The organism is Streptomyces sp. NPDC029122, from assembly GCF_055569445.1.
In genome coordinates this window covers 141,204-163,649 of the sequence record NZ_JBVHWK010000008.1, presented here as the reverse complement: position 1 = coordinate 163,649, position 22,446 = coordinate 141,204, and the positions used below count along the sequence as shown (strand labels likewise).

17 protein-coding genes and 1 riboswitch are annotated in these 22,446 nt (G+C 73.0%); of the genes, 4 read left to right on the top strand and 13 right to left on the bottom strand.

The genetic code is table 11. The features are described 5' to 3' along the window. Positions 1–7 precede the first annotated feature (7 nt). Positions 8–2,557 (top strand): ABC transporter permease, encoded by a 2,550-nt coding sequence (locus ACZ4WZ_RS12815; protein WP_467888969.1) that lies wholly within the window; start codon positions 8–10, stop codon positions 2,555–2,557. A gap of 61 nt (positions 2,558–2,618) precedes the next feature. On the opposite strand, the gene ACZ4WZ_RS12810 is transcribed toward ACZ4WZ_RS12815, so the two are convergent. The 9 genes from ACZ4WZ_RS12810 to ACZ4WZ_RS12770 all read right to left on the bottom strand — a co-directional run bounded on the left by ACZ4WZ_RS12810 (position 2,619) and on the right by ACZ4WZ_RS12770 (position 13,607). Further along, positions 2,619–4,007 (bottom strand): class I SAM-dependent methyltransferase, encoded by a 1,389-nt coding sequence (locus ACZ4WZ_RS12810; protein ID WP_467888967.1) that lies wholly within the window; start codon positions 4,005–4,007, stop codon positions 2,619–2,621. A 249-nt stretch (positions 4,008–4,256) separates the two neighbouring features. After that, on the bottom strand, positions 4,257–5,642 hold the full coding sequence (locus tag ACZ4WZ_RS12805) for an NAD(P)/FAD-dependent oxidoreductase (RefSeq protein ID WP_467888964.1): 1,386 nt from the start codon (positions 5,640–5,642) through the stop codon (positions 4,257–4,259). Between the two features lie 542 nt (positions 5,643–6,184). Next, entirely contained in the window at positions 6,185–7,162 is a 978-nt protein-coding gene (locus ACZ4WZ_RS12800; RefSeq protein ID WP_467888961.1) for a Ppx/GppA phosphatase family protein, read from the bottom strand. Further along, a complete protein-coding gene (locus tag ACZ4WZ_RS12795) occupies positions 7,159–7,701 on the bottom strand; it encodes a DUF501 domain-containing protein (protein WP_467888959.1) in 543 nt (180 codons plus the stop codon). The genes ACZ4WZ_RS12800 and ACZ4WZ_RS12795 overlap by 4 nt, the downstream gene beginning before the upstream one ends. Positions 7,702–7,744: 43 nt before the next feature. Then, entirely contained in the window at positions 7,745–8,233 is a 489-nt protein-coding gene (locus tag ACZ4WZ_RS12790) for an FtsB family cell division protein (RefSeq protein WP_467888956.1), read from the bottom strand. Positions 8,234–8,356: 123 nt separating this feature from the next. Continuing rightward, on the bottom strand, positions 8,357–9,643 hold the full coding sequence (gene eno / locus ACZ4WZ_RS12785; RefSeq protein WP_467888954.1) for a phosphopyruvate hydratase: 1,287 nt from the start codon (positions 9,641–9,643) through the stop codon (positions 8,357–8,359). Positions 9,644–9,957: 314 nt separating this feature from the next. Then, on the bottom strand, positions 9,958–10,692 hold the full coding sequence (locus ACZ4WZ_RS12780) for a transglycosylase family protein (protein ID WP_467888951.1): 735 nt from the start codon (positions 10,690–10,692) through the stop codon (positions 9,958–9,960). Between the two features lie 2 nt (positions 10,693–10,694). Then, positions 10,695–10,866, bottom strand: a riboswitch (cyclic di-AMP (ydaO/yuaA leader). A gap of 274 nt (positions 10,867–11,140) precedes the next feature. Next, a complete protein-coding gene (locus tag ACZ4WZ_RS12775; protein WP_467888949.1) occupies positions 11,141–12,199 on the bottom strand; it encodes a LysM peptidoglycan-binding domain-containing protein in 1,059 nt (352 codons plus the stop codon). 115 nt (positions 12,200–12,314) lie between these two features. Next, on the bottom strand, positions 12,315–13,607 hold the full coding sequence (locus tag ACZ4WZ_RS12770; RefSeq protein ID WP_467888946.1) for a cytochrome P450 family protein: 1,293 nt from the start codon (positions 13,605–13,607) through the stop codon (positions 12,315–12,317). 122 nt (positions 13,608–13,729) lie between these two features. Here ACZ4WZ_RS12770 and ACZ4WZ_RS12765 point away from each other — a divergent pair, with 122 nt between their 5' ends. Beyond that, positions 13,730–14,932 (top strand): globin domain-containing protein, encoded by a 1,203-nt coding sequence (locus ACZ4WZ_RS12765; protein WP_467888944.1) that lies wholly within the window; start codon positions 13,730–13,732, stop codon positions 14,930–14,932. 28 nt (positions 14,933–14,960) lie between these two features. On the opposite strand, the gene ACZ4WZ_RS12760 is transcribed toward ACZ4WZ_RS12765, so the two are convergent. Both ACZ4WZ_RS12760 and ACZ4WZ_RS12755 read right to left on the bottom strand, forming a co-directional pair. Further along, a complete protein-coding gene (locus ACZ4WZ_RS12760; protein ID WP_467888942.1) occupies positions 14,961–15,962 on the bottom strand; it encodes a nucleoside triphosphate pyrophosphohydrolase in 1,002 nt (333 codons plus the stop codon). Between the two features lie 28 nt (positions 15,963–15,990). Then, a complete protein-coding gene (locus ACZ4WZ_RS12755; protein WP_467888939.1) occupies positions 15,991–16,617 on the bottom strand; it encodes a SurA N-terminal domain-containing protein in 627 nt (208 codons plus the stop codon). Positions 16,618–16,794: 177 nt separating this feature from the next. On the opposite strand from ACZ4WZ_RS12755, the gene ACZ4WZ_RS12750 reads away from it, so the two are divergent. Beyond that, a complete protein-coding gene (locus ACZ4WZ_RS12750) occupies positions 16,795–19,197 on the top strand; it encodes a YfhO family protein (protein WP_467888937.1) in 2,403 nt (800 codons plus the stop codon). Between the two features lie 40 nt (positions 19,198–19,237). Here ACZ4WZ_RS12750 and ACZ4WZ_RS12745 read toward each other — a convergent pair whose 3' ends face one another. Both ACZ4WZ_RS12745 and ACZ4WZ_RS12740 read right to left on the bottom strand, forming a co-directional pair. Beyond that, positions 19,238–20,752 carry a protein kinase domain-containing protein gene (locus ACZ4WZ_RS12745; protein WP_467888934.1) on the bottom strand — a complete coding sequence of 505 codons (1,515 nt, stop codon included), beginning with the start codon at positions 20,750–20,752 and terminating at the stop codon, positions 19,238–19,240. Beyond that, positions 20,749–21,396: a hypothetical protein gene (locus ACZ4WZ_RS12740; RefSeq protein ID WP_467888932.1), complete on the bottom strand. Its 648-nt coding sequence runs from the start codon at positions 21,394–21,396 to the stop codon at positions 20,749–20,751. Before ACZ4WZ_RS12740 ends, ACZ4WZ_RS12745 begins: the two co-directional genes overlap by 4 nt. 285 nt (positions 21,397–21,681) lie before the next feature. Here ACZ4WZ_RS12740 and ACZ4WZ_RS12735 point away from each other — a divergent pair, with 285 nt between their 5' ends. Beyond that, positions 21,682–22,425, top strand: coding sequence for a hypothetical protein (locus tag ACZ4WZ_RS12735; protein WP_467888929.1), 744 nt, complete (start codon positions 21,682–21,684; stop codon positions 22,423–22,425). Positions 22,426–22,446 lie beyond the last annotated feature (21 nt).

Below are 22,446 nucleotides of genomic sequence, written 5' to 3'. Positions count from 1 at the left end.
AGATCCCATGTTCCGTACCGCCCTGCGCAACGTCCTCGCGCACAAGGCGAGGCTGCTGATGACGGTCCTCGCCGTCACCCTCGGCGTCGCCTTCGTCTCCGGCACCCTCGTCTTCACCGACACCCTCAGCAAGTCCCTGTCCGGCCAGTCCGCCAAGAGCTACAGCGGCGTCGCCGTCTCCGTCACCTCCTACGGCCAGGCCCGCGGCGAGGACGGCCGGAAGGAGGGCGACCCCGGCATCAGCCGGCAGACCCTGGAGAAGGTCAAGGCCGTCAAGGGCGTCGCCTCGGTCTCCGGCCGCGTCTCGGGCTTCGCCGGCGTCGGCGACGAGAACGGCAAGCTGATCGGCTCCGGCTGGGCCAACAAGGGCTCCAACCACGCCCCCGTCAAGGACGGCAAGGACCCCCGCTACACCTTCACCGAGGGCGCCGGCCCGGTCCGGGACGACCAGGTCGCCCTCGACAGGGAAACCGCCGCCAAGGGCGGGTACGCGACCGGCGACAAGGTCCGCGTCGCCACCAACGGCCCGGTCCGCGAGTTCACCCTCTCCGGCGTCTTCACCACCGAGGACGGCGCCGTCAACGCCGGCGGCAGCCTCGTCCTCTTCGACACCAAGGTCGCCCAGGAGCTCTACCTCCAGCCCGGCTTCTACGACGAGCTCTCCGTCGCCGCCGCCCCCGGCGCCTCCGCCGAGCAGCTGCTCGCCGACATCAAGCCGCTCGTCGACGGCAAGACCACCAAGGCCCAGACCGGCGCCGCGCTCGCCGCCGAGCAGGCCAAGGACATCGAGAAGGGGATGAGCAGCATGAGCACCATGCTGCTCGCCTTCGCCGGCATCTCCCTCTTCGTCGGCGTCTTCCTGATCTACAACACGTTCACGATGCTGGTCGCCCAGCGCACCAAGGAGCTGGCCCTGCTGCGCGCCGTCGGCGCCAACCGCGGCCAGGTCATGCGCTCCGTGCTCTCCGAGGCCCTGGTCGTCGGCGCCCTCTCGGCCGCCATCGGGCTGGCCGGCGGCATCGGCCTGGCGGTCGCCATGCGCTCCCTGATGGACTCCCTCGGCGCCAAGATCCCCGCCGGGGACCTGGTCGTCGCCCCGGGCACGGTCATCGCCGCCCTGGTCATCGGCGTCCTCGTCACCACCCTCGCCGCCCTGCTGCCCGCCTGGCGCACCGGCCGGATCGCCCCGGTCGCCGCCATGGGCAGCGCCCACCTGCCGGCCTCCGCCAAGTCCCTCGTGCTCCGCAACGTCATCGGCTCCGTCATCAGCCTCCTCGGCATCGGCGTCGTCCTCCTCGGCGTCTCGATGGGCGGCGACGGCCGCGAGGTCATCGGCGGCGGCGCGGCCCTCCTGCTCATCGGCATGATCGTGCTGCTCCCGCTGCTCTCCCGGCCGGTCATCGCGGCTGTCCGCCCGGCGCTCCAGAAGGTCTTCGGCGTCCCCGGCAAGCTGGCCGCGCAGAACGCCGTGCGCAACCCGCGCCGCACCGCCGTCACCGCCGCCTCGCTGGCGATCGGCCTCACCCTCGTCACCACCATGTCCGTGCTCGGCGTCACCATGGGCAAGGCCGTGGACCGGATGAGCACCGACAAGCTCAAGGCCGACTACAAGGTCACCATGTCCGGCGGCAACGGCAGCCTGGACAAGTCGGTGGCCGAGACCCTGGCCAAGGCCCCCGGCATCAAGGCGGTCTCCCCGCAGGCCGACGGCTACTTCAAGATCGGCGACGACTTCCGCGCGGCCTCCGGCGTCAACCCGGCCGCCATCGGCGAACTGCTGAACATCCAGGTCGTCAGCGGCTCGCTGGACAGCCTCCGCAAGGGCGAGGTCGCCGTCGCCGAGAGCACCGCGAAGAAGCAGCGGCTCGCCGTCGGCTCCGCCCTCCCCGCCCAGTTCGAGGACGGCCAGAAGGCCACCCTGAAGGTCGGCGCCGTCTACGAGGACCTGGAGGGCCTGCTCTCCCCGTACGTCCTGGACAACAAGATCCTCGCCGAGCACACGGACGAGCAGTACATCCGCGAGGTCTACGTCAACACCACCGGCGGCCAGTCCAAGGCGAGCCAGCAGGCCGTCATCGACGCCCTCGGCAAGAACCCGGCGATGACCGTCGCCACGCAGCAGGACATGCGCAACGAGATGGGCGGCATGATCAACACGATGCTGAACATCATGTACGGCCTGCTCGGCATGGCCCTGATCATCTCGGTGCTGGGCGTGGTCAACACCCTCGCGATGTCGGTCTTCGAGCGGACGCAGGAGATCGGCATGCTGCGCGCCATCGGCCTCGACCGGGCCCGCGTCAAGAACATGATCCGCCTGGAGTCCGTGGTCATCTCGCTCTTCGGCGCCGTCCTCGGCATCGGCATCGGCGTCTTCCTGGCCTGGGCCGTCGGCTCGACCCTCAAGAAGTCGGTGCCGAACTACGAACTGGTCCTCCCCTACGACCGGATCGGCGTCTTCCTCCTGCTGGCCGCCGTCGTCGGCGTCCTGGCCGCCATGTGGCCGGCCCGCAGCGCCGCCCGGCTGAACATGCTGACCGCCATCAAGACCGAGTAGCGGGCACCGCACCGCGCACACCGAAGGGCCCCGGGGCACACCCCGGGGCCCGTCCCGCTTTTCACACCCGTCCGTCCCGCGCGCCCCAGACGCGCGCCCGCAGCGGCATCCCCGAGGCCCCTCCTTCCACGGGCCGTACCGCCATCACCTGGTTGACCCCCAGGCGGCCCCGCTCGAAGCCGAGCGCGGAGGCCGCCATGTACAGCAGCCACACCCGGGCCCGCCCGGGCGAGGTGAGCCGTACGGCCTCGTCCCAGTGCCGCTCCAGGCGCGCCACCCAGGCCCGCAGGGTCAGCGCGTAGTGCTCGCGCAGCGCCTCCACGTCGCGGACCTCGAAGCCGGCCTTCTCCAACTCGCCGACCGTGGTGCCGATCGGGGAGAGCTCCCCGTCCGGGAAGACGTACGCGTCGATGAACTCGTCGACCTGGTACGCCTCCTCGTCGGGCTCCGGGCGACGGGCGATCTGGTGGTTCAGCAGCCGGCCGCCGGGAGCCAGCAGGGCGTGCAGGATCCCGGCGTACTCGCGGTAGCGCTCGGAGCCCACGTGCTCGGCCATGCCGATGGAGGAAATCGCGTCGTACGGGCCGTCCTTGACGTCCCGGTAGTCCTGCACCCGGATCTCGATCCGGTCGGTCAGGCCCTCCTCGGCGATCCGCTTGCGGGCGTACGCGGCCTGCTCGCGCGAGAGCGTGATGCCGGTGACCCGCACCCCGTACTCGCGGGCCGCGTGCAGGGCCATGGAGCCCCAGCCGCAGCCGACGTCCAGGAGGCGCTCCCCCGGCTCCAGGCCGAGCTTGCGGCAGACCAGGTCGAGCTTGTCCCGCTGGGCGTCCTCGAGGGTGCCGTCCGGGGCCCAGTAGGCGCAGGAGTAGACCATCGAGGGGCCGAGGACGCGCTCGTAGAAGTCGTTGCCCACGTCGTAGTGGTGGCTGATCGCCTCGCTGTCGCGCTTCTTGGAGTGGCGCGGCCCGCCGCGGCGGACGGCCTCCTCCGGCGGCGGCGCGGGCGCCGTCCAGGGGCGCGCCAGGGCCACGAGGTCGCGTACGGCGCTCCGTGCGGCCGGGTCGCGCAGGAGCGCGGCGGTCTCGGCGGCGCCGGAGCCGTGCCCGGGCAGGTGGGGCCGCAGGGCGGCGAACCGGGCCGGGCCCGTACGGGCGGGGGCGGGGGCGGGCGCGGCGGGCTCGCGCTCCCAGAGCAGGCCGGCCACCCGGTCGAGCAGCTCGAACAGGTCGCCCTCGACGGTCAGCTCCCCGGCGACCCAGGCGCGGGCGAGTCCGAGCTCGCCCGGCTTCCACAGGATCCGGCGCAGGGCGCGGCGGTGGTTGATCACCAGCACGGGGCCGGCGGCGGGGCCGGCCTCACTGCCGTCCCAGGCCCTTATCCGCACGGGCACGGGGGCGCCCAGCAGGGTTTCGGCAATCGCTGCCAGCCGCGGCGCGGCGTCGCTCATCTCAGGCACCTCCAGAAGGTCGTGGAACGACTTCCCACTTCCCCTCCGGGGCAATCACGGCCGGGTCGCCCGCTGGAGCGGCCTTCGAGCGGGCCTCCACCCGCCCGCGCCGGACCCGGGGTACGGGCCCTCCGGCCGGGCGGCGGCCGCTCCGGCAGACCTGCGGGTACGCCGAAGGGGCCGCCCGCACCACGGATGGCGGGCGGCCCCTTCGGGGTCGTGCTCAGTGTCCTGCCGGAGCGGCCGGGGTCAGGAGGCCTTGGCCTTCTCGGCCGGGGCAGCGGCGGCGGCCGGGGCCGGCGCCGGCTTGGCGGCCTCGTAGAACTCCTCGCGCGGGGTCTCCAGCGCTCCGAGGGAGACGACCTCGCGCTTGAGGAACATGCCGAGGGTCCAGTCGGCGAAGACGCGGATCTTGCGGTTCCAGGTCGGCATGGCCATGCCGTGGTAGCCACGGTGCATGTACCAGGCGAGTCGGCCCTTGAGCTTGATCTTCATCTTGCCCATGACGATCATCGCGACGCCCTTGTGGAGGCCGAGGCCCGCCACCGCACCCTTGTTGGAGTGCGCGTACTCCTTCTGCGGGAAGCCCCGCATGCCGGAGACCACGTTGTCGCCGAGGACCTTGGCCTGGCGCAGCGCGTGCTGGGCGTTCGGCGGGCACCAGGCGTTCTCGACGCCGGCCTTGCGGGCGGCGACGTCCGGGACCTGGGCGTTGTCGCCGGCGGCCCAAATGTAGTCCGTGCCCTGGACCTGGAGGGTCGGGGCGGTGTCCACGTGGCCGCGCGGGCCCAGCGGCAGGCCGTAGCGGGCCAGCGCCGGGTTCGGCTTGACGCCGGCGGTCCACACGATGGTGTTGGAGTCGACCTCGAGGCCGTTCTTCAGCACCACGTGGCCGTCCACGCAGGAGTCCATGGAGGTGTTGAGGTAGATCTCGATGCCGCGGGACTCGAGGTGCTCCTTGCCCCAGGTGCCGAGCTTCGGCCCGACCTCGGGAAGGATCTTGTCGGCCGCGTCGACCAGGATGAAGCGCATGTCCTCGCGCTTGATCGTGGAGTAGTACTTCACGGCGTCGCGGGCCATGTCCTCGACCTCGCCGATCGTCTCGGCGCCGGCGAATCCGCCGCCGACGAAGACGAAGGTGAGCGCCTTGCGGCGGACGTTCTCGTCCGTCGTGGACTCGGCCTTGTCGAGCTGCTCGAGGACGTGGTTGCGCAGGCCGATGCCCTCCTCGACGCCCTTCATGCCGATGCCCTGTTCGGCCAGGCCGGGGATCGGGAAGGTGCGGGAGACGGCGCCGAGCGCGATCACCAGGTAGTCGAAGGGCAGCTCGTACGCCTCGCCGACCAGCGGCGTGACGACGGCGACCTTGCGGTCCTGGTCGATGGTGGTGACCCGGCCGGTGAGAACCTCAGCCTTGGGCAGCACGCGTCGCAGCGGGACGACAACGTGCCGAGGCGAGATGTTGCCTGCGGCCACTTCGGGGAGGAAGGGCTGGTAGGTCATGTACGACCGCGGGTCGACGACCGTGACGGTCGCCTCGCCGTAGCGCATCTTCTTCATGATGCGCTTGGCCGCGTACAGGCCTACGTACCCACCTCCTACTACGAGGATCCTGGGACGCTCCGTGGTGCTCATGGAACGAGTATCCAGCACCCCAAGGAGTGACGCTCGTGAGCCCCTTCACAAGGTGTTCCGGGGCCTCTGTTACACTGCGCGGCCCGCGTGACCCAGGTCATGGCGCGCAACGGGAACCAACAGGTAACGGGAGTCGTTGTTCACCCGTCCTGAACTGGCCTCCAAGGCCTCAACCGGACTGGACCACTGGGTTTCGTCCTTACCTCTGATACGAAACCCGTTGCGGCCGCGCATCGCACAAACAGGTGCTGAAACGGCCCTGCGACCCCCAAGAAGGTCCCGAAGGGCCCTCTTGTTGACCCGGCGGAGCCTTTTTCCTTGTGAAGAACTTCACGAACCTCGTTCCCGCGGAGGCACTTTCGGCCGCCCCGGGGGCCCCTCACCGCCCTCGCCCTGCCGCCGCACCGGGCCCCCTCCCCCTGCCCACCAGCCGCCCATCGGGCGGAACACGATGTTCAGCCGCACGCCCCGCACAGCCGTCACCGTGTACAGCGCAGCCCGCCCGGAAGCGCCGGCTTCCGGGCGGGCTGCGGCACGGGGCCTCACACGGCCGCGGCTGCCGTGGACCAGGCGATGCCGTCCAGGATGTCGTGCTCGGAGACCACGACCTCCGTGGCTCCGATGCGCTCCATGATCGCGAGCAGGACCAGGGCGCCCGCACCGATCACGTCGACCCGGCCCGGGTGCATCACGGGGATGGCGGCGCGCTCCGCGTGGGTGGCGGTCAGCATGCGTCCGCTGATCTCGCGGACCTGCTCGTAGGAGATCCGGGCGTGGTGGATGGCCGACGAGTCGTACTCGGCCAGGCCGAGGGCGATCGCGGCGACCGTGGTCACCGAGCCCGCCAGGCCCACCAGGGTGCGGGCCTCGGCCAGCGGGACCTTCTCGGCCGCCAGGTCCAGGGCCGCCTCGATGTCGGCCCGCATCGCGGTGATCTGCTCCCGGGTCGGCGGGTCGGTGACCCGGCCGTCCACCACCAGGTGGCGCTCGGTCATCCGTACGCAGCCCACGTCCACCGACCGGGCGGCGCGCACGTGCTCCTCGCCGACGACGAACTCGGTCGAGCCGCCGCCGATGTCCACCACCAGGAACGGCCGTTCCAGGTGCTCGTGGGCGACGAGTTCCCCGGTGGCGCCGGTGAAGGAGAGCTCCGCCTCCTGGTCGCCGGAGATCACCTCGGGCTCGACACCGAGGATGTCCATGACCCCCTGGACGAACTCGTCCCGGTTCTCCGCGTCGCGCGACGCGGAGGTGGCGACGAAGCGGACCCGCTCGGCGCCGAACTCCTCGATCACGGCGGCGTACTCGCGGCAGGCCGCGAAGGTGCGCTCCAGCGCCTCCGGGGCCAGCCGGCCGGTCTGGTCCACGCCCTGGCCGAGCCGGACGATGGTCATCCGGCGGTCGAGCTCGACCAGCTCCTTGACGGCCCCCTCGCCGGAGGCGCCGGCGGACACCGTGCAGTCGGCTACGAGGAGGCGGATGGAGTTCGTGCCGCAGTCGATGGCCGCGACCCGGGTCACTCGGACCCCTCCGCCTTCTGCTCCCCGCACGGGGTGACGCACGCGCCCTTGGCCCACCACTCGGGCAGCATGGCCAGCGCCTCGTCGCCGAACGGGTTCACCCCGGGACCGGCGGCCAGCGAGTGGCCCACCAGCACGTGCAGGCACTTGACCCGGTCCGGCATGCCGCCGGCGCTCGGGAAGCCCTGGAGCACCTCGATGGCGTCACGGCGCCGGATGTAGTCCTCGTGCGCCTTCTGGTAGGCGGCGGCGAGCTCCGGGTCCTCGGCGAGCCGGGCCTGCATCTCCTTCATCACGCCGTTGGCCTCCAGCGTGCCGATCGCGGAGGCCGCGCGCGGGCACGTCAGGTAGTACAGGGTGGGGAAGGGGGTGCCGTCGGGCAGCCGGGGTGCGGTCTCGACGACGTCCGGCTGGCCGCAGGGGCAGCGGTGCGCGATGGCGCGGAGCCCGCGCGGCGGGCGGCCGAGCTGCTGCTCGAACGCCTCGATGTCCGCGTCGGTCGGCTCGGTCCGGTCGGTCTGGGGCGGGGGCGTCTGCATGCCTGGAGGAAGTCTCTTCGTTCGGTCGTACGTGATGGGTGGGTCATTCGCCGGGGCGGTCGGCCTTGTCGACGCCGTCCCAGACGTTGGAGTACCAGGGCCGGTCGGAACCGTCCTGACCGCCGCGGCGGTGCTCCGGGGCCGCGGCCCCGGGGTCGCTCATGATGTAGCCGATCTCCCCCGGGCGCAGGAAGTGCAGGTGCTTGCGCGCCTGCTGCTCCGCGTAGGCGGGGTCCTGCCAGCGGGCCTTCTCGTCGCGGAGCTGTTCGAGGCGCTTGCGCGCGGTGTCGGCGGCCCGCTGCTGGTCCGTGATCTCCGAGCGCTGGGAGACGTACTGGCGCATCGGATACGCGAGGGCGACGACCAGCGTACAGAGGACGAGCACCAGCAGCGCCGCCCGGCCGGTGAGCCGGCTGCGGCGGATGTGCCGGCGGGACTGCGAGCGGTAGACGTGGGCCGCGGTCCGTTCGCCGAGCTGTCTGAGCCGGGTCGCCGTCGAGAAGGTGGAGAACCGGTCCCGGTTCCCGGTCATGGCCCCGCCTCCCCTGTGCGCGCACTACGCAATACGTCCCCGCACACGGTACGGGACCGAGTGCGGGGACGTACGGAGGCTAAGCCCCAGGGTGTCCCCGAGGGGTTTCGCCCTGAAGGCGTGTCAGCCCTTGAAGCGCGGGAAGGCGCTGCGGCCGGCGTACACGGCGGCGTCGTCGAGGATCTCCTCGATGCGCAGCAGCTGGTTGTACTTGGCGACGCGGTCCGAGCGGGCCGGGGCGCCGGTCTTGATCTGACCGCAGTTCACGGCGACGGCGAGGTCGGCGATGGTGACGTCCTCGGTCTCGCCGGAGCGGTGCGACATCATGCACTTGAAGCCGTTGCGCTGGGCCATCTCGACGGCGTCGAGGGTCTCGGTCAGGGAACCGATCTGGTTCACCTTCACGAGCAGGGCGTTGGCGGAGCCCTCCTCGATGCCGCGGGCGAGGCGCTCGGGGTTGGTGACGAAGAGGTCGTCGCCGACGATCTGGACCTTGGAGCCCAGGCGGTCGGTGATGGTCTTCCAGCCGGCCCAGTCGTCCTCGAACAGCGGGTCCTCGATGGAGACCAGCGGGTACGCGTCGACGAGCTCGGCGTAGTAGTCGGTCATCTCGGCGGCCGAGCGGGACTGGCCCTCGAACTCGTACTTGCCGTCCTTGTAGAACTCGGACGCGGCGACGTCGAGCGCGAGCGCGATGTCCTTGCCCGGGGTGTAACCGGCCTGCTTGATGGCCTCGATGATGAGGTCGAGCGCGGCGCGGTTGGACTCCAGGTTCGGGGCGAAGCCGCCCTCGTCGCCCAGGCCGGTGGACAGGCCCTTGGTGTGCAGGACCTTCTTGAGGGTGTGGTAGACCTCGGCACCCCAGCGCAGCGCCTCGGAGAAGGACTCCGCGCCGATCGGGGCGATCATGAACTCCTGGATGTCGACGTTGGAGTCGGCGTGCGACCCACCGTTGAGGATGTTCATCATCGGAACGGGCAGCAGGTGCGCGTTCGGGCCGCCGAGGTAGCGGAACAGCGGCAGGTCCGAGGCCTCGGACGCGGCGTGCGCGACGGCCAGGGAGACGCCGAGGATGGCGTTGGCGCCGAGCGAGCCCTTGTTGTCGGTGGCGTCGAGGTCGAACATGGCCTGGTCGATCAGGCGCTGCTCGGTGGCGTCGTAGCCGACGAGCTCCGGGCCGATCTGCTCGATGACGGCGAGGACGGCCTTCTCCACGCCCTTGCCCATGTAACGGTTGGGGTCACCGTCACGGAGCTCGATGGCCTCGAAGGCACCGGTGGAGGCGCCGGACGGAACGGCAGCACGGCCGGTGCTGCCGTCGTCGAGGCCCACCTCGACCTCGACCGTGGGGTTGCCTCGGGAGTCCAGGATTTCCCGGGCTACGACGACGTCGATGGACGGCACGAGCATCTCCTTCTGGGATGTGACGCTGGGTGTGCGGTGGCGTGGGGCCGTGGGACGGCCCTGCCGACTAGAGCCTAACCGGCTCGGGGCAGTGGGCTGCCCGACCGCCCGGGTCCTGGGACGAAAAAGGTGCCGAATGCCCGCCTTCCGGGACATAGGGCCCGTGTTCCTGTGCGTTCCGCGGCGGGCCGGGCATCGGAAGCCGGAGGTCCGGTTCCGCTATGCGGGTACCGGCGCACGACATGCCGCCGCCCGGCGCGTGGGGGATACGCGCCGGGCGGTGGGGATGCTGCGGGGTGCCGCGAGTGTTACGCGGACGTTCAGGCGAGCTTCAGCTTCTGGCCCGGGAAGATCAGGTCGGCGTCGGACACGGTGTCCTTGTTGAGCTCGAAGAGCTTCTCCCAGCCGCCCTTGACCTTGTTGGCCTCGGCGATGGTGCCCAGGGTGTCGCCCTCCTTGACCACGTAGGTGCCGTTGCCCGTCTTCGGGGCCTCGGTCTTCGGGGTCGACGGCTTGGCCGGGGTCCAGTTGCCCGAGCCGGAGCCGGAGCCCTTGGTCTCGGTGTCGGCCTTCGGCGTGGACGGCTTCGCCGGGGCGGGCTTGGCCGGGGCCGGCTTGGCCGGGGCGGGCTTGGTGGCGGGCTTCGGCTTGGCCGGGGTGGCCGTGCCGCCGCCGGTGTACGCGGAGTTGGACAGGCCGACGCCGCAGTGCGGCCAGGCGCCCTTGCCCTGGCCCTTGAGGACCTTCTCGGCGATGGCTATCTGCTGGGCCTTGCTGGCCTGGTTGGCCTGCGAGGCGTAGGCCTTGCCGCCGTACGCCGCCCAGGTGGAGGCCGAGAACTGCAGACCGCCGTAGTAGCCGTTGCCGGTGTTGATGGACCAGTTGCCGCCGGACTCGCAGGCGGCGACCTTGTCCCACTCGGACGCCGTGGCGGCGCTGGCGGTGCCCGCGGCCATCAGCGGGGCCGCGACGGCGACACCGGCGACACCGGCGAGCGTGACGATGCGGACGGCCTTGGAGCCGCGGCGGTGCTTGCCCTTGCCGGAAAGCAGCATGGATTTCTCCTCACCGACGCCTTCGAGGTGAGCTGTCGGGTTCGGGCGGATGAGTTGCCCGGTCACGCGGCGCGGCGCGTGTCTTCACCCCTAGCCGGTACGCGGCCGTCTCTCAACGGCCTCTCCCGGCGCCTACCTTGGTTCCCCCGCTCCTGCCTTCGGCGCTTGCGCGACGACTGTTCCCTCCGTCCGCCGGCAGGATTCGGCGATGCGGTCGAAGGAGCCCGCGGTGGCGAGCGATTCAGAAGGTAGACAGGTCTCTCCCCGATGTTCAACGTGTGATTTTGGGGAGAAACCGGCCTACTTGCGTTCCTCAAAGGCGCGTTTGCGCAGGTCGGAGCGGGGTTTGCGGAAGTTCCGGAACGAGACACGCCAGTTGACCGGAAGAGATGCATGTCTCATTTACCGATAACGGACATTCAAGTCTTATTGGATGCCCGAACTGCCCCTATTCCTTGGTTAGATCCAGGTTCTGGCCCGGCTTGATGAGGTCCGCGTCCCCGCCGATGACCTGCTCGTTGGCCTTGTAGAGCTCGTTCCAGCCCCCCTTGACCCCCTTGGCGTCCGCGATGGCCGCGAGGCTGTCGCCCGGCTTCACGGTGTACGTGGGATCGGTGGCGGCGGCTGACGCCGCGCCAGGCGCCGCCGGCAGCTCGACGGCGGCCGGGCCGCGGTGCTTGCCCCCGCCGTCGCCCGCCTCGGCGGACGGGGTGGCCGACGGGGTGCCGGACGGGGTGCCCGACGGGGTGCCCGGGACGGCCGGGGCGGTCGGCGTGAGGCCCGGGACGGCCGGGGCCGTCGGGTCGGCCGGGGAGGTCGGGGTGCCGGGCGCGGTCGGGGAGACCGGGGCGACGGGGGTGCCGGGGGCGGTCGGGGAGACCGGGGGCGTGGTGGGCTGCACGGTGAAGTCCGGCTCCGGCATGACGGGCAGTCCGCTGGAGGGGCCGAGCGGGTAGTCCGGCAGCACGCTCGGGCCGGTGGACGGGCTGTTCGGCGCCGGGGTCGGCGCCCCGAAGTCGGTGGAGGGCTTGCCCTTGCCGGTGACCGGCACCGATTCGTCCGGCCGGGCCGGGGTGGGCGCGACGGGCCCCGGGTTCTTGTTGTCGCCCGGGTCCACCTCGGGCTTCGGCCCCTGCTGGGTCAGCCCGGCCGAGGCGGAGCACAGCGGCCACGCCTGGGGGCCCTGGGAGGCCAGCACCCGCTCGGCGACCGCGATCTGCTGGGAGCGGCTGGCGAGGTCCGGGCGCTCCGCGTACGCGAGTCCGCCCGCGTTCTTCCACTGCTCCAGCGTGAACTGCAGGCCGCCGTAGGCGCCGCTGCCGGAGTTCGCGCTCCAGGTGCCGCCGCTCTCGCAGTCGGCGACCTTGTCCCACGTGGCGGTGTCGGCCGCGCTCGCGCCGGTGGCGGCGAGCAGCGGCATGGCCAGCGCGGAGCCGGTGACTCCTGCGGTGACGACGATCGCGGGTACCTGGCGGGGGCGTCTGTGGCGGCCGTTCCCGGGAAGCATGAGACTGCACCTTTCGTATAACGGCGGGGTAACGGCAGAACCTAGCCGCCTTCGAACGGATGTCACAAGTTCGGGAGTGGACTGACTTCCGGTCAGTTCCGCTTCGCGCGCGCCCTCAGGCGTTCGGGACTGTGAAGCGGACCGGGAGGGTGCGCAGGCCACGCATGATGAGTCCGCCGCGCCAGCGCAGGTCCGTGGGGGGAACGGCGAGTTCCAGATCCGGCAGACGCTTCAGCAAAGTTCCGAGGGCCGTCTGGCCTTCGAGGCGGGCGAGCGGAGCGCCGAGGCAGTAGTGGATCCCGTGGCCGTATCCGAGGTGCTGATTGTCACTCCGGGAGAGGTCGAGGGTGTCCGGGACGGCGAACCGCTCCGGATCGCGGTCGGCCGCCGCGAGGACCACGAGCACGGGGTCCCCGGCCGCGATGTCCTGGCCGCCGAGGGTCAGCGACCCGGTGGCGAACCGCCAGGTGGCGAGCTCCACCGGGCCGTCGTAGCGCAGCAGTTCCTCGACCCCGGTCTCCAGCAGCGCGCTCTCCCCGGCCGCGAGGGAGGCCTGGAGGCGCTCGCGCTGGTCCGGGTTCATGAAGAGGGAGTGGATCCCGTTGCCGATGAGGTTCACGGTCGTCTCGAAGCCCGCGAAGAGCAGGATGAAGGCCATCGCCGTGGCCTCGGCCTCCGTCAGATGGTCTCCGTGGTCACTTGCCCGGATCAGATCTGAGATGAGGTCATTGCCCAGATCGTCCCGCTTGCGGTGGATGAGTTCCCCGAGATAGGTGCGCATCCGCTTCACGGAGCGGGCCACCCCGCCGCGCGGTCCGCCCCCGTGCCGGATCATCATCCCGGCCCAGTCCCGGAAGTCGTCCTGGTCCTCGCGCGGTACGCCGAGCATCTCGCAGATGGCGTAGATGGGGAGGGGGAAGGCGAACTCGTGGATGAGGTCCGCCTCCCCCTTCCCCTCGGTCCGCGCCCTCGCCACGATCTGGTCGATGAGGTGGTCGGTCAGCTCCTGCACGCGCGGGGTGAACTCGGCCACGCGGCGCGGGGTGAACGCCTTCGACACCAGCCGCCGCAGCCGGGTGTGGTCCGGCGGGTCGATGTTCAGCAGGTGCGTCATCAGCTCCGCCTTGCGCTCACCCGGGATCCCGGTCTTGCCCTTGGCGTGCGCCGGCTCCGCGTGGTGCGCCGGGTTCTTGCTCAGCCGCTGGTCGGCGAGGGCCTGGCGGGCGTCCGCGTACCGGGTGACCAGCCAGGCCTCCACCCCGCTGGGGAGCCTGGTGCGGTGCACCGGGGAGTGCTCGCGCAGCCAGGCGTAGGCGGGGTAGGGGTCGGTCGCGAACTCCCAGTCGAAGAGCGTCGGCCCCTGGGGGCGGGACGGGTCGGACGGGGCGGCGGGGGTCTGCTCGTGCACCCGTCGACCGTATCCCGGCCCACCGCCGGCCATCCCATATGACCGCTTCGTCGCGGCTGTCCGCAGATCGGAGATCACTTGACGCCGGGTTCCGCGGCGCTCCTACTGTCGGTCCTGTGGACGTGAGGATCTTGAAAAGCAGTTTCGCGGTGGTGGAGAGACGGGCCGAACACGCGGTCAAGTACTTCTACTCCCACCTCTTCTGGCACAACCCCGGGCTCCGCGAACTCTTCCCGGACTCCTCCGAGGACATGGAGCGCCAGCGCGACCGGCTCTTCGCCGCCCTGACCCATGTGGTCGACCACCTGGAGAGCGGGACCCTCCTCCCCTATCTACGCGACCTCGGACGCGACCACCGCAAGTTCCTCGTCGGCCCCGGGCACTACGCCGCCGTCGGCACCAGCCTGCTCGCCGCCCTCGCCGAGACCTCCGGCGCCGCCTGGTCCCCGGCCGTCGAGAAGGCCTGGTCCGAGGCCTACCAGTGCATCGCCGACGCGATGACCGCCGGCGCCGCCGAGAGCGACGAACCCCCCTGGTGGGAGGCCGAGGTGGTGCGCCACCTCCGGTACGGAGAGGACATCGGCGTCCTGACCCTCGCCCCGCGCGTCCCGCTGCCCTACCGGCCCGGCCAGTACGTGAGCGTGAGCAGCGACCGCGTCCCGGTCACCTGGCGCACGTACTCCCTCGGCAACGCCCCCCGCCCCGACGGCACCGTCGACCTGCACGTCAGCCGGATCGACGGCGGCCGGCTCAGCACCGCCCTGGTCCGCGACGTCCTGCCCGGCGAGGTGCTGAGGCTCGGCGCCCCCGGCGGCCGGCTCACCCTGCGCCGCGAGGACCGCCCCCTCACCCTCATCGCCGCCGGCACCGGCTGGGCGCCCGTACGGGCCCTGCTGGAGGAACTCGTCCAGCACCCTCCCGACCACGACGTGCGGCTCTTCGTGGTCGCCCGGGACTCCGCGCACCTCTACGACCGGCCCCTGATCGACGGGCACGCCGCCGCCTGCCCCTGGCTCGGCGTCACCTACATCACCCCCGCCCCCGGACAGCACCGCGACCAGGCCACCGCCCGGCTGGCGACCGCGCTCGGCCACCGCGGCCTGTGGCGGGAGCAGGACGTCTACCTCAGCGGGCCGGCGCGGTTCATCGAGGAGACCGTCCACCTCCTGGAGGAGCTCGGGGCCCGCCCCGACCGGCTCTTCCACGACACGATCCCCCTCGGGGGCGCCCCCGGCACCCGGCCGCTGGGCTTCGGCGAATGGTTCCTGCACCGCCCGGCCCCGCACTGGCACGACCCGTCGGGCCGCGCCCCCCGCCCCTACTGAACCCGGGCCGGCGGGCCGACGCCGACGGCTACTCGCCGGCTCCCTCGGCCGCCCGGATCGCGTCCCGGTAGACGCGGGCCGCCGCGCGCAGCGCCGTCTCGGGATCGGTCCCCGACGCCTCGGCGCGCGCCGCCAGCTCGAGCAGCTCGTACCCCACGCCCTCGCCCCGGGGCAGCTCCACGGCCACCCCGCCCGTACGGGCCCGCCCCGCGAGCTTGGCCGCGAGCGCCAGGCCGGGCTGGCCCAGCGGGATCCCGTCGGTGACGGAGTCCCGCTGCTTCTCGACCGCCTTCGTGGCCTGCCAGTGGGCGCGGACGTCGTCCGGGGAGTCGGCGGTGGCGTCCCCGAACACGTGGGGGTGGCGCCGGATCAGCTTGTCGACGAGGTCGCCCGCGACGTCGTCGATGGAGAAGGCCTCCGCGCCGTCCTCGCCGCCGCCCTCCTCCTCGGCGATGCGCGCGTGGAAGACCACCTGGAGCAGGACGTCGCCGAGCTCCTCGCGCAGTGCGTCCCGGTCGCCGTCCTCGATCGCCTCGACCAGCTCGTACGCCTCCTCGATGGCGTACTTCACCAGCCCCTCGTGGGTCTGGCGCGAGGTCCAGGGGCACTCGCGGCGCACCCGGTCCATGACCTGCACCAGGTCCAGCAGCCGCGCGCCCGGCAGGTCGTAGGAGCCGGGCAGCAGCTCCAGGTCGGGCATGGCGACCCGGCCCGAGCCGGCCAGCCGGGCCAGCCCGTCCGTCAGCCGCTGGTCGCCCTCGCCGCCGGGCAGCACCACGACGGTGCGGCCCCCGGCGCAGGCCTCGACCAGCCCGTGCGCGTCCGGGACCTCGTGCGCCACCTCGACCCCGGCCTCGCGCAGGTACGGCAGCTGCGGGTGGCCCGGGTCCGCGCACAGCACCCGGTCCGCGGCGTGCAGGGTCTGCCAGGCCGGCCAGGACAGCAGCCCGGGGGCGACCCGGTGGCTGGCGGTCAGCAGGACGATCCGGCCGGTGGGCTCGGCGGGGGCGGGGGCGGCGGTGTCGGTCACACTCCGAACCTACCTCCGCCCGCGGCCGTCACGCTCCGGCGGGTGCCGCCTGCTCGGGGCGGGTCCGCTGGGTGATCCACGGCGTCTCCTGGTCGCCGAGCAGGATCTGCTGCGCGTCCCAGCGTCCGTAGCGCGGGTTGACCTCGATGTGCAGGGCCTTCGCCGCCTCCGCCAGCTTGGCCACGGCCTTGTCCTGGTTCCCGTAGTGCGCGAAGAGCTTGTCGCGCAGCAGCTTGAAGCGGGTGTCCGCCTCGATCTGGCCCGGGGCCAGCTGCGCCTGCTGGAGCGCCGCGTCCCGGAGCTCCTCCTCGCCGCCCAGCTGCTGGAGCTGCGCCTTGCGGACGTCCTCGACCTCCTTGGGGCTGACGCTCAGCCCGGCGTCCTTCGCGGCCCGTTCCAGGACGGCGCTCTGGATCATCTTGTTCAGTTTCAGCCGTTCCAGCCCGGCGGTGGCTCCGATCAGCTGCGCCCCCTGCTCGGACCGGTTCTGGGCGGTGCGCACGTCGGCGACCTGGGCCTGGAGGGCCGAGGTGCTGATGCGCTCACCCCCGACGACGGCCGCGGTGCCGGGCCGGGTCCCGTCCGAGCAGGCGGTGAGCAGGGGAGCCGCCACGAGCAGGGCGGCGGAGACGGAGAGCGCTGTGCGACGGTGCAAAGGAGCCTCCAGGGCCGGGAGATTGTGCGTCGGTGCACAAGGGCCGTGCGGTGATCGATGGTATGCAGTCAGGGTGGCCCGAGCCACCGGTTCGACCAACGATTCCGGTGGTGTTGGGGTGCGAGTTCACCCCCCGGTCGCCGCGGGGCCCGCCCTTCCTGAGATCGTCGGAGCACCATGCCGACATCGCAGCTCGCCCAGCCCCGGATCCCGTACCGTCCCGATGCGCAGGCGCCGCGGCGCGCCGGGCGCGGGCCGGGGGTGCTCGGGGCGGTGGTGGCCTCGCTCGTCACGGCGGTGGCCGTGTGCGGCGGGGACGCCGTCGCGCGGGTGTTCCCGTACGGACCGCGCCACCGCAGCGTCAACGACCTCGGGAACCAGTTCGTGCCGTTCCACGCGCACCTGTGGGACCTGCTGCACGGCCGGGCCGAGGGCGGTCTCCTCCTCAACTGGCAGTCCGGCTACGGCACCAGCTTCCTGCCCGACTTCGGCACGTACCTGACGAGCCCGTTCGCCGTGCTGGTGGCGCTGTTCCCGCGCGAGGACATCGACCTCGCGGTGTACGTGGTGACCGTGCTCAAGACGGCGGTCGCGGCGGCGGCCATGGCCTGGCTGCTGCGCACCCAGCGGAGCGGGCCCTGGTGGGCGGCGGGGCTGCTGGGCGCCTCGTACGCGCTGTGCGGCTGGTCGGTGATCGAGGCCGCGTACAACCCGATGTGGCTGGACGGGCTGGTGGCCTTCCCGCTGCTGTGCCTGACCGGCGAGTGGGCGCTGCGTTCGCGGCGCCCGGTGCTGGCCGTGCTGGTCGTGGCGGTGAGCTGGACGGCCAACTTCTACACCGCGTACATGGCCACGCTGGGCGCGGCGCTGGTGCTGGTGGTGCGGGTGGTGCTGACCCGGGAGGGGCCGCGCGAGCGGGCCCTGGCGGTCGGGCGGGCGGTGGTGACCACCGTGCTCGGGATCGGCCTCGCGGCGCCGGTGCTGCTCCCGCTGTTCCTCAGCTCGAAGCAGGCGTACCCGGGCTGGTCCAGGGAGTTCGGGCCGGTGCCGTGGCCGGACCTGTTCGCGCGGCTGCTGCCGGCGACGTACTCCTTCAACTCCCCCGCCGTGTTCGTGGGCACCGGGACGCTGCTGCTCCTGGCGGCCCTGCCCTTCCACCGGGCGCTGCCGGCCCGCACCCGCTGGTGGTGGGCGGGGCTGGTGACGGCGGTGGCGCTGTCCCTCCAGTGGGAGCCGACCCATCTGGCCTGGCACCTCTTCGCGACCCCGAACGGCAGCGCGTACCGGCAGACCTTCGTGCTGGCCGGGATCGCGGTGATCGCCGCCTGGACGGGTCTCGCCGCGGGCGTGCCCGGTGTACGGGCGCTCGCGGCGGGCGCCGGCCTGCTGACGGCGGCCGCGCTGTGGGCGAGCGGCAGCGCCCTGCCGACGGCGTGGGGGTACGCGCTCTTCGCGGGCGGGCTGGCGCTGAGCGCCTGGGCCTGGCGGGCGCTCGGCCACCGGCGGCTGCTGCCGGTGGCGGCGGGCCTGCTCACGGCGGTGCTGGTGGCGCAGGCCGCGGCGACGACGGCGTACGGCGACCGGCGCAAGCTGGCCGGGCTGGACGACTACCCCTCCTGGGACCGGGCGCACACCGCGCGCGCCCGCGCCCTGGCCGGTGCCGGGGGCTGGCCGGCGTACCGGACCGACGCGGGCCGGCCGGCGCTGACGGGCAACGACCCGATGCTGCTGGGCGGGGAGGGCGGCGCGTACTACAGCAGCCACACCCCGGACGTGTTCACGCGCACGATGACGGCGCTCGGCGCGGGCTGGACCTCGCGCGGGCGCAGCGTGCAGAGCCTCGACAACCCGGTGACGGACGCGGTGTTCGCGGTCGGCGCGCGGCTCGCGCCGGACGGCACCGTCACCCGCCCCGAGGCCCTGCCGCTGGTCACCGTCCGCCCGGCGGAAGCGCCCGTGGCGTACGGCGAGTCCCCCTTCGCCAACCAGGAACTGCTGCTGGGCGCGCGGGTGTACGAGGACCCGGTCGCGCCCGGGATCTGCCGGGCCGGCACCGAGGCCTTCCTGTGGGCGCCGGAGTACAACGCCACGGCCCGCCTCGCCGGCGGCCGCCCCTTCAAGCTGAACGGCAATCCCCCGAAGAACCGGGCGGCGCTCCAGTCCCTCGGGCTCTCGCGCGGGCCCGCCTCGAAGCTCGTCTTCGACCGGCCCGCGCCCGCCCGCTGGGCGCTGTCCTGCCTGGACGGGGCCCGGCTGGGGGCGGCGGTCTCCGCTCTGCGGGCGAAGGCCGCCACCGGTGTACGGGTCTCCTCCGCCGGGCTGAGCGCCACCCTGCCCCCGGGCAGCGCCGGGACGGCGGTGGTCGCGGTCCCGGCGATCGCCGGCTGGAGCTGCGACGGGCGCCCGGCGCGGGCCCGCCTCGGCCTGCTCGCGGTCCCGCTGGACGGCCGCACCACCACCGTGAGCTGCGAGTTCAGCCCGCCGGGGCTGGCGGCGGGGGCGGGTGTCGCGGGGGTGTCCGTCCTGGTGGTGCTGGGGGCGGCGGTGCTCCGGCGCCGTCAGCGGGGCGCCGCGGTGTAGCTCCTCCCCCGCTCCCGGCCCGGCGTGCCGCTCGCGGCGGTCAGCGCACCTGGCCCAGCCATTGCAGGGTGCGCCGGATCTCCACCGGCAGGGGGTGCGCCGGGCCGTGGATGCGGTCCGCGTCGTAGAGCAGGCGGACCAGGGTGTCGTGGGCCGCCGGCCGGTCGCCGAGGGAGAGCAGCAGGTGCGCTATCCGGCGGCGGACCTCCAGCGGCAGGCCCGGGTCCGGGTTGGCGTAGTGGTTCTCGAACAGGGGCAGCAGCGAGCGGTACTCCGCCAGGGCCGCCGCCGGTTCGCCCAGCTGCTCCAGGCACTGCGCGGCGTCGTAGCGGAAGCGCAGCGACTGCGGGTCCCCGGCCGGGAACTGGCCGGCCAGGCGGCGCAGTTCCGGCAGGGCCCGGCGGTACTGGCCGTCGTCCATCAGCGTGGCCGCGTACTGCTTGCGCAGGCTGCGGACCACCGGGGAGTGCTCGCCGTGCTCGGCGGCGGCCGCCGGGAGGATGTCGCCGAGGATGTCCACGGCCTGGGTGAGCCGGCCCTGGTCCAGCAGCTTGCGGGCCTCGTCCACCGCGCCCGGGACGTCGGGGCGGGGCGGCGCCGGGGGCGCGGTCGGGCGCGGCGGGACGGCGGCCGCCCGGTCGGGCCAGGGGGCCTGGGGGCGCAGGAAGGGACGGGTGGGGTCGAGGGGGCCGGCCGGGAGGCGGCTGCCGGGGACCGGGAGCAGCGGCGCGAGGGCCTCGTAGACCTCCTGCGCGGAGCCGGGGCGGTCCTGCGGGTCCTTGGCGAGGAGGCGCAGCAGGACCGCCTCCAGCTCGGCGGGGATCTCGGGGCGCAGCGGGCGCACCGGCGCCGGGGGCTCGTAGAGGTGCCGGTGCAGGACGCCGAGGGCGGTGGTCCCGGCGAAGGGGACGCCGCCGCTGAGGAGTTCGTACAGCAGCACGCCGAGGGCGTACAGGTCGGTGTACGGGCCGACGGCGCCGCCCATGGCCTGTTCGGGGGCCATGTAGGCGGGGCTGCCGATCGGGGTTCCGGTGCTGGTGAGGCGGGTGGTGTCGGTGTCCATCACGGAGGCGACGCCGAGGTCGAGGACGAGGACCGTCCCGTCCGGGCGGACCATCACGTTGCGCGGCTTCAGGTCGCGGTGGACGATCGGCACCGCGTGCACGGCGGAGAGCACCGCGCACAGCTGCGCCACCACCGCGACCGCCCAGGGCCAGGGGTAGGGGTCGTGTGCGGCGAGGTGGTCGGCGAGGTCGGAGCCCTCGACGTAGCCCATGACCAGGTACAGCTCGTCGCCGTCGTTGCCCGCGTCGTGGACGGTGACCAGGCCGGGGTGGTCGACCTGGGCGGTGACCCGGCACTCGCGCACGAAGCGGCGGCGCAGCTCCTCGGCGACGGTGCCGGGTCCGGCCACCTTGTCGGGCCGCAGCAGCTTGACGGCGACGCGGCGGTCCAGGCGGCGGTCGTAGGCCGTCCATACCTGGCCCATGCCGCCCTGGCCGAGGACGGTGGCGAGCTGGTAGCGCTCGCCGATGAGGCGTTCGGGCTCGGTCACTGCTGGGGGTCCTGGATCGCCGTGGTGTTCGGGTCCTGATAGGGGCCGCCGGGCTGCGGGGGCCGGGCCGGGGTCTGCTTGCGCAGCAGCTCGCTGAGCTCGTCGAGTTCGGCGCGGACCTGTCCGATGCGGGGCGGCGCGGGCTGCTGCGGGGGCACCGGCGGCCGGGCTCCGGGGGGCCCGTCCGGCGGGTAGCCGTAGCCCGGGGTGGTCTGGTGCGGCGGCTGGGGCTGGTGGTGCTGTGCGTACGGGGGCTGCGGCGCGGGCGGGTACCAGGGCGCCGGAGCCAGTGCCCTGGCCTCGTGGTGCCTGATGTCGGCGACGACGTAGTAGACGCAGACCGCGAAGCCGGTGAAGATCGAGCCACCCGCGCCGAGGTCGCTCTGCCAGCCGCTGGTGTCGGCCGTCGGGTCGAGCCCGATGAAGGTGATCCACACGACCGACAGCACCAGGGTGAGCACCAGCAGCGCCCAGTCGCGGGGCTTGCGGGTGAGGATCGCGAGCCGCAGCAGCGCACCCCAGGCGAAGAAACCGCAGCTGAGTACGGGGAGCGCCGTGAACAGCACGCGCAGCGTCATCGCGGCCCCGGAAGTGGGCCGGTGGCCGTGGGGGCCTTGCTGCGGCGGGATGCCGGGGCCGTGCATCGGTGCTCCTGACGGGCCGTGCGGAAAGGGGACGGCTCGAAGCGTATACAGCGTTTCCGGCCGCCCGTGAGGGGATGGACCCAACCGTTGCAGGGTCGCAGCACGGTCGTCCGGGCCGGACGCCGCCGTCCGGCGGCCCGCCGTGCGGACCCCGTACGCGCCGCTCCCCCGGGCGTCCCGCCCACGGCCGCGGTCACGGGCCGCGCGACCTGGAAGAAGTCCCGGCTCCAGCGCGGCCGGATAGCGTCCGGGCTCCTTGAACGCCGATCCCGGGGGGACCGACCCATGCGCACCACCTTGCCCGCGGCCGCGGCCGCACTCGCCTGCGCGGCCCTGCTGACCGTCACCGGCTGCGTCCCGGGGTCCGGCGCGGCGGAGGCGTCGCCTCCCCCCGCACCCGATCCGCTCGCGGGCAGGGATCCGGCCGCCGTCCTGCGCGCCGCGTACGAGGAGACCGGCAGGACCGGCACCAAGAACGCGCTCGTCACGCGCACGGCCGGCGACCGCCGGATCGGCGCGGAGCTGACCTTCGAGGGTGATGGCGGGTGCTGGGGCAAGGTCACGGTCACCGGGGCCGGGTCGGGGGAGATCCTGATGGCGGACGGCAGGCTCTCCTTCAGGGGTGACGCCGGCTTCCTCCGCGACCAGTTCAGGGACGGACCCGTCAAGTCGCCGGACGGCGACCAGGGCTGGATCGACGTCAGACCGGCGGACCCCTCGGTCGCGCACCTCGTCGCCCTGTGCGAGGCGGCCCGGCCCGAGGAGGCGTTCCCGGCGGAGCCGGCCGGCATCCGCCGCGAGCAGGACACCCGGCAGAACGGCAAACCGGTCGCGGTCTTCACGTCGAAGGGGCCCGGCGGGACCGAGATCACCGACCACGTGCTGCTGGACGCCGTGCCGTACCTCGTCAAGCACGCGCAGGGCGGTCCGGACTCCGGGTCGGTCGAGTACACCGGCGTGCGCCGGCCCGCCACGGCCCCGTCGGGTGCCGTGTCACAGGCACCGCCTAGGCTCGGACCCGAGTCCTAGTCACCGCTCCACGGGGGGAAC

Coding starts and splice junctions, on each gene's coding strand:
- ACZ4WZ_RS12815 (WP_467888969.1), top strand. CDS start 8: ATGTTCCGTACCGCCCTGCGCAACGTCCTCGCGCACAAGGCGAGGCTG.
- ACZ4WZ_RS12810 (WP_467888967.1), bottom strand. CDS start 4,007: ATGAGCGACGCCGCGCCGCGGCTGGCAGCGATTGCCGAAACCCTGCTG.
- ACZ4WZ_RS12805 (WP_467888964.1), bottom strand. CDS start 5,642: ATGAGCACCACGGAGCGTCCCAGGATCCTCGTAGTAGGAGGTGGGTAC.
- ACZ4WZ_RS12795 (WP_467888959.1), bottom strand. CDS start 7,701: ATGCAGACGCCCCCGCCCCAGACCGACCGGACCGAGCCGACCGACGCG.
- ACZ4WZ_RS12790 (WP_467888956.1), bottom strand. CDS start 8,233: ATGACCGGGAACCGGGACCGGTTCTCCACCTTCTCGACGGCGACCCGG.
- eno (WP_467888954.1), bottom strand. CDS start 9,643: ATGCTCGTGCCGTCCATCGACGTCGTCGTAGCCCGGGAAATCCTGGAC.
- ACZ4WZ_RS12780 (WP_467888951.1), bottom strand. CDS start 10,692: ATGCTGCTTTCCGGCAAGGGCAAGCACCGCCGCGGCTCCAAGGCCGTC.
- ACZ4WZ_RS12775 (WP_467888949.1), bottom strand. CDS start 12,199: ATGCTTCCCGGGAACGGCCGCCACAGACGCCCCCGCCAGGTACCCGCG.
- ACZ4WZ_RS12750 (WP_467888937.1), top strand. CDS start 16,795: ATGCCGACATCGCAGCTCGCCCAGCCCCGGATCCCGTACCGTCCCGAT.
- ACZ4WZ_RS12740 (WP_467888932.1), bottom strand. CDS start 21,396: ATGCACGGCCCCGGCATCCCGCCGCAGCAAGGCCCCCACGGCCACCGG.
- ACZ4WZ_RS12735 (WP_467888929.1), top strand. CDS start 21,682: ATGCGCACCACCTTGCCCGCGGCCGCGGCCGCACTCGCCTGCGCGGCC.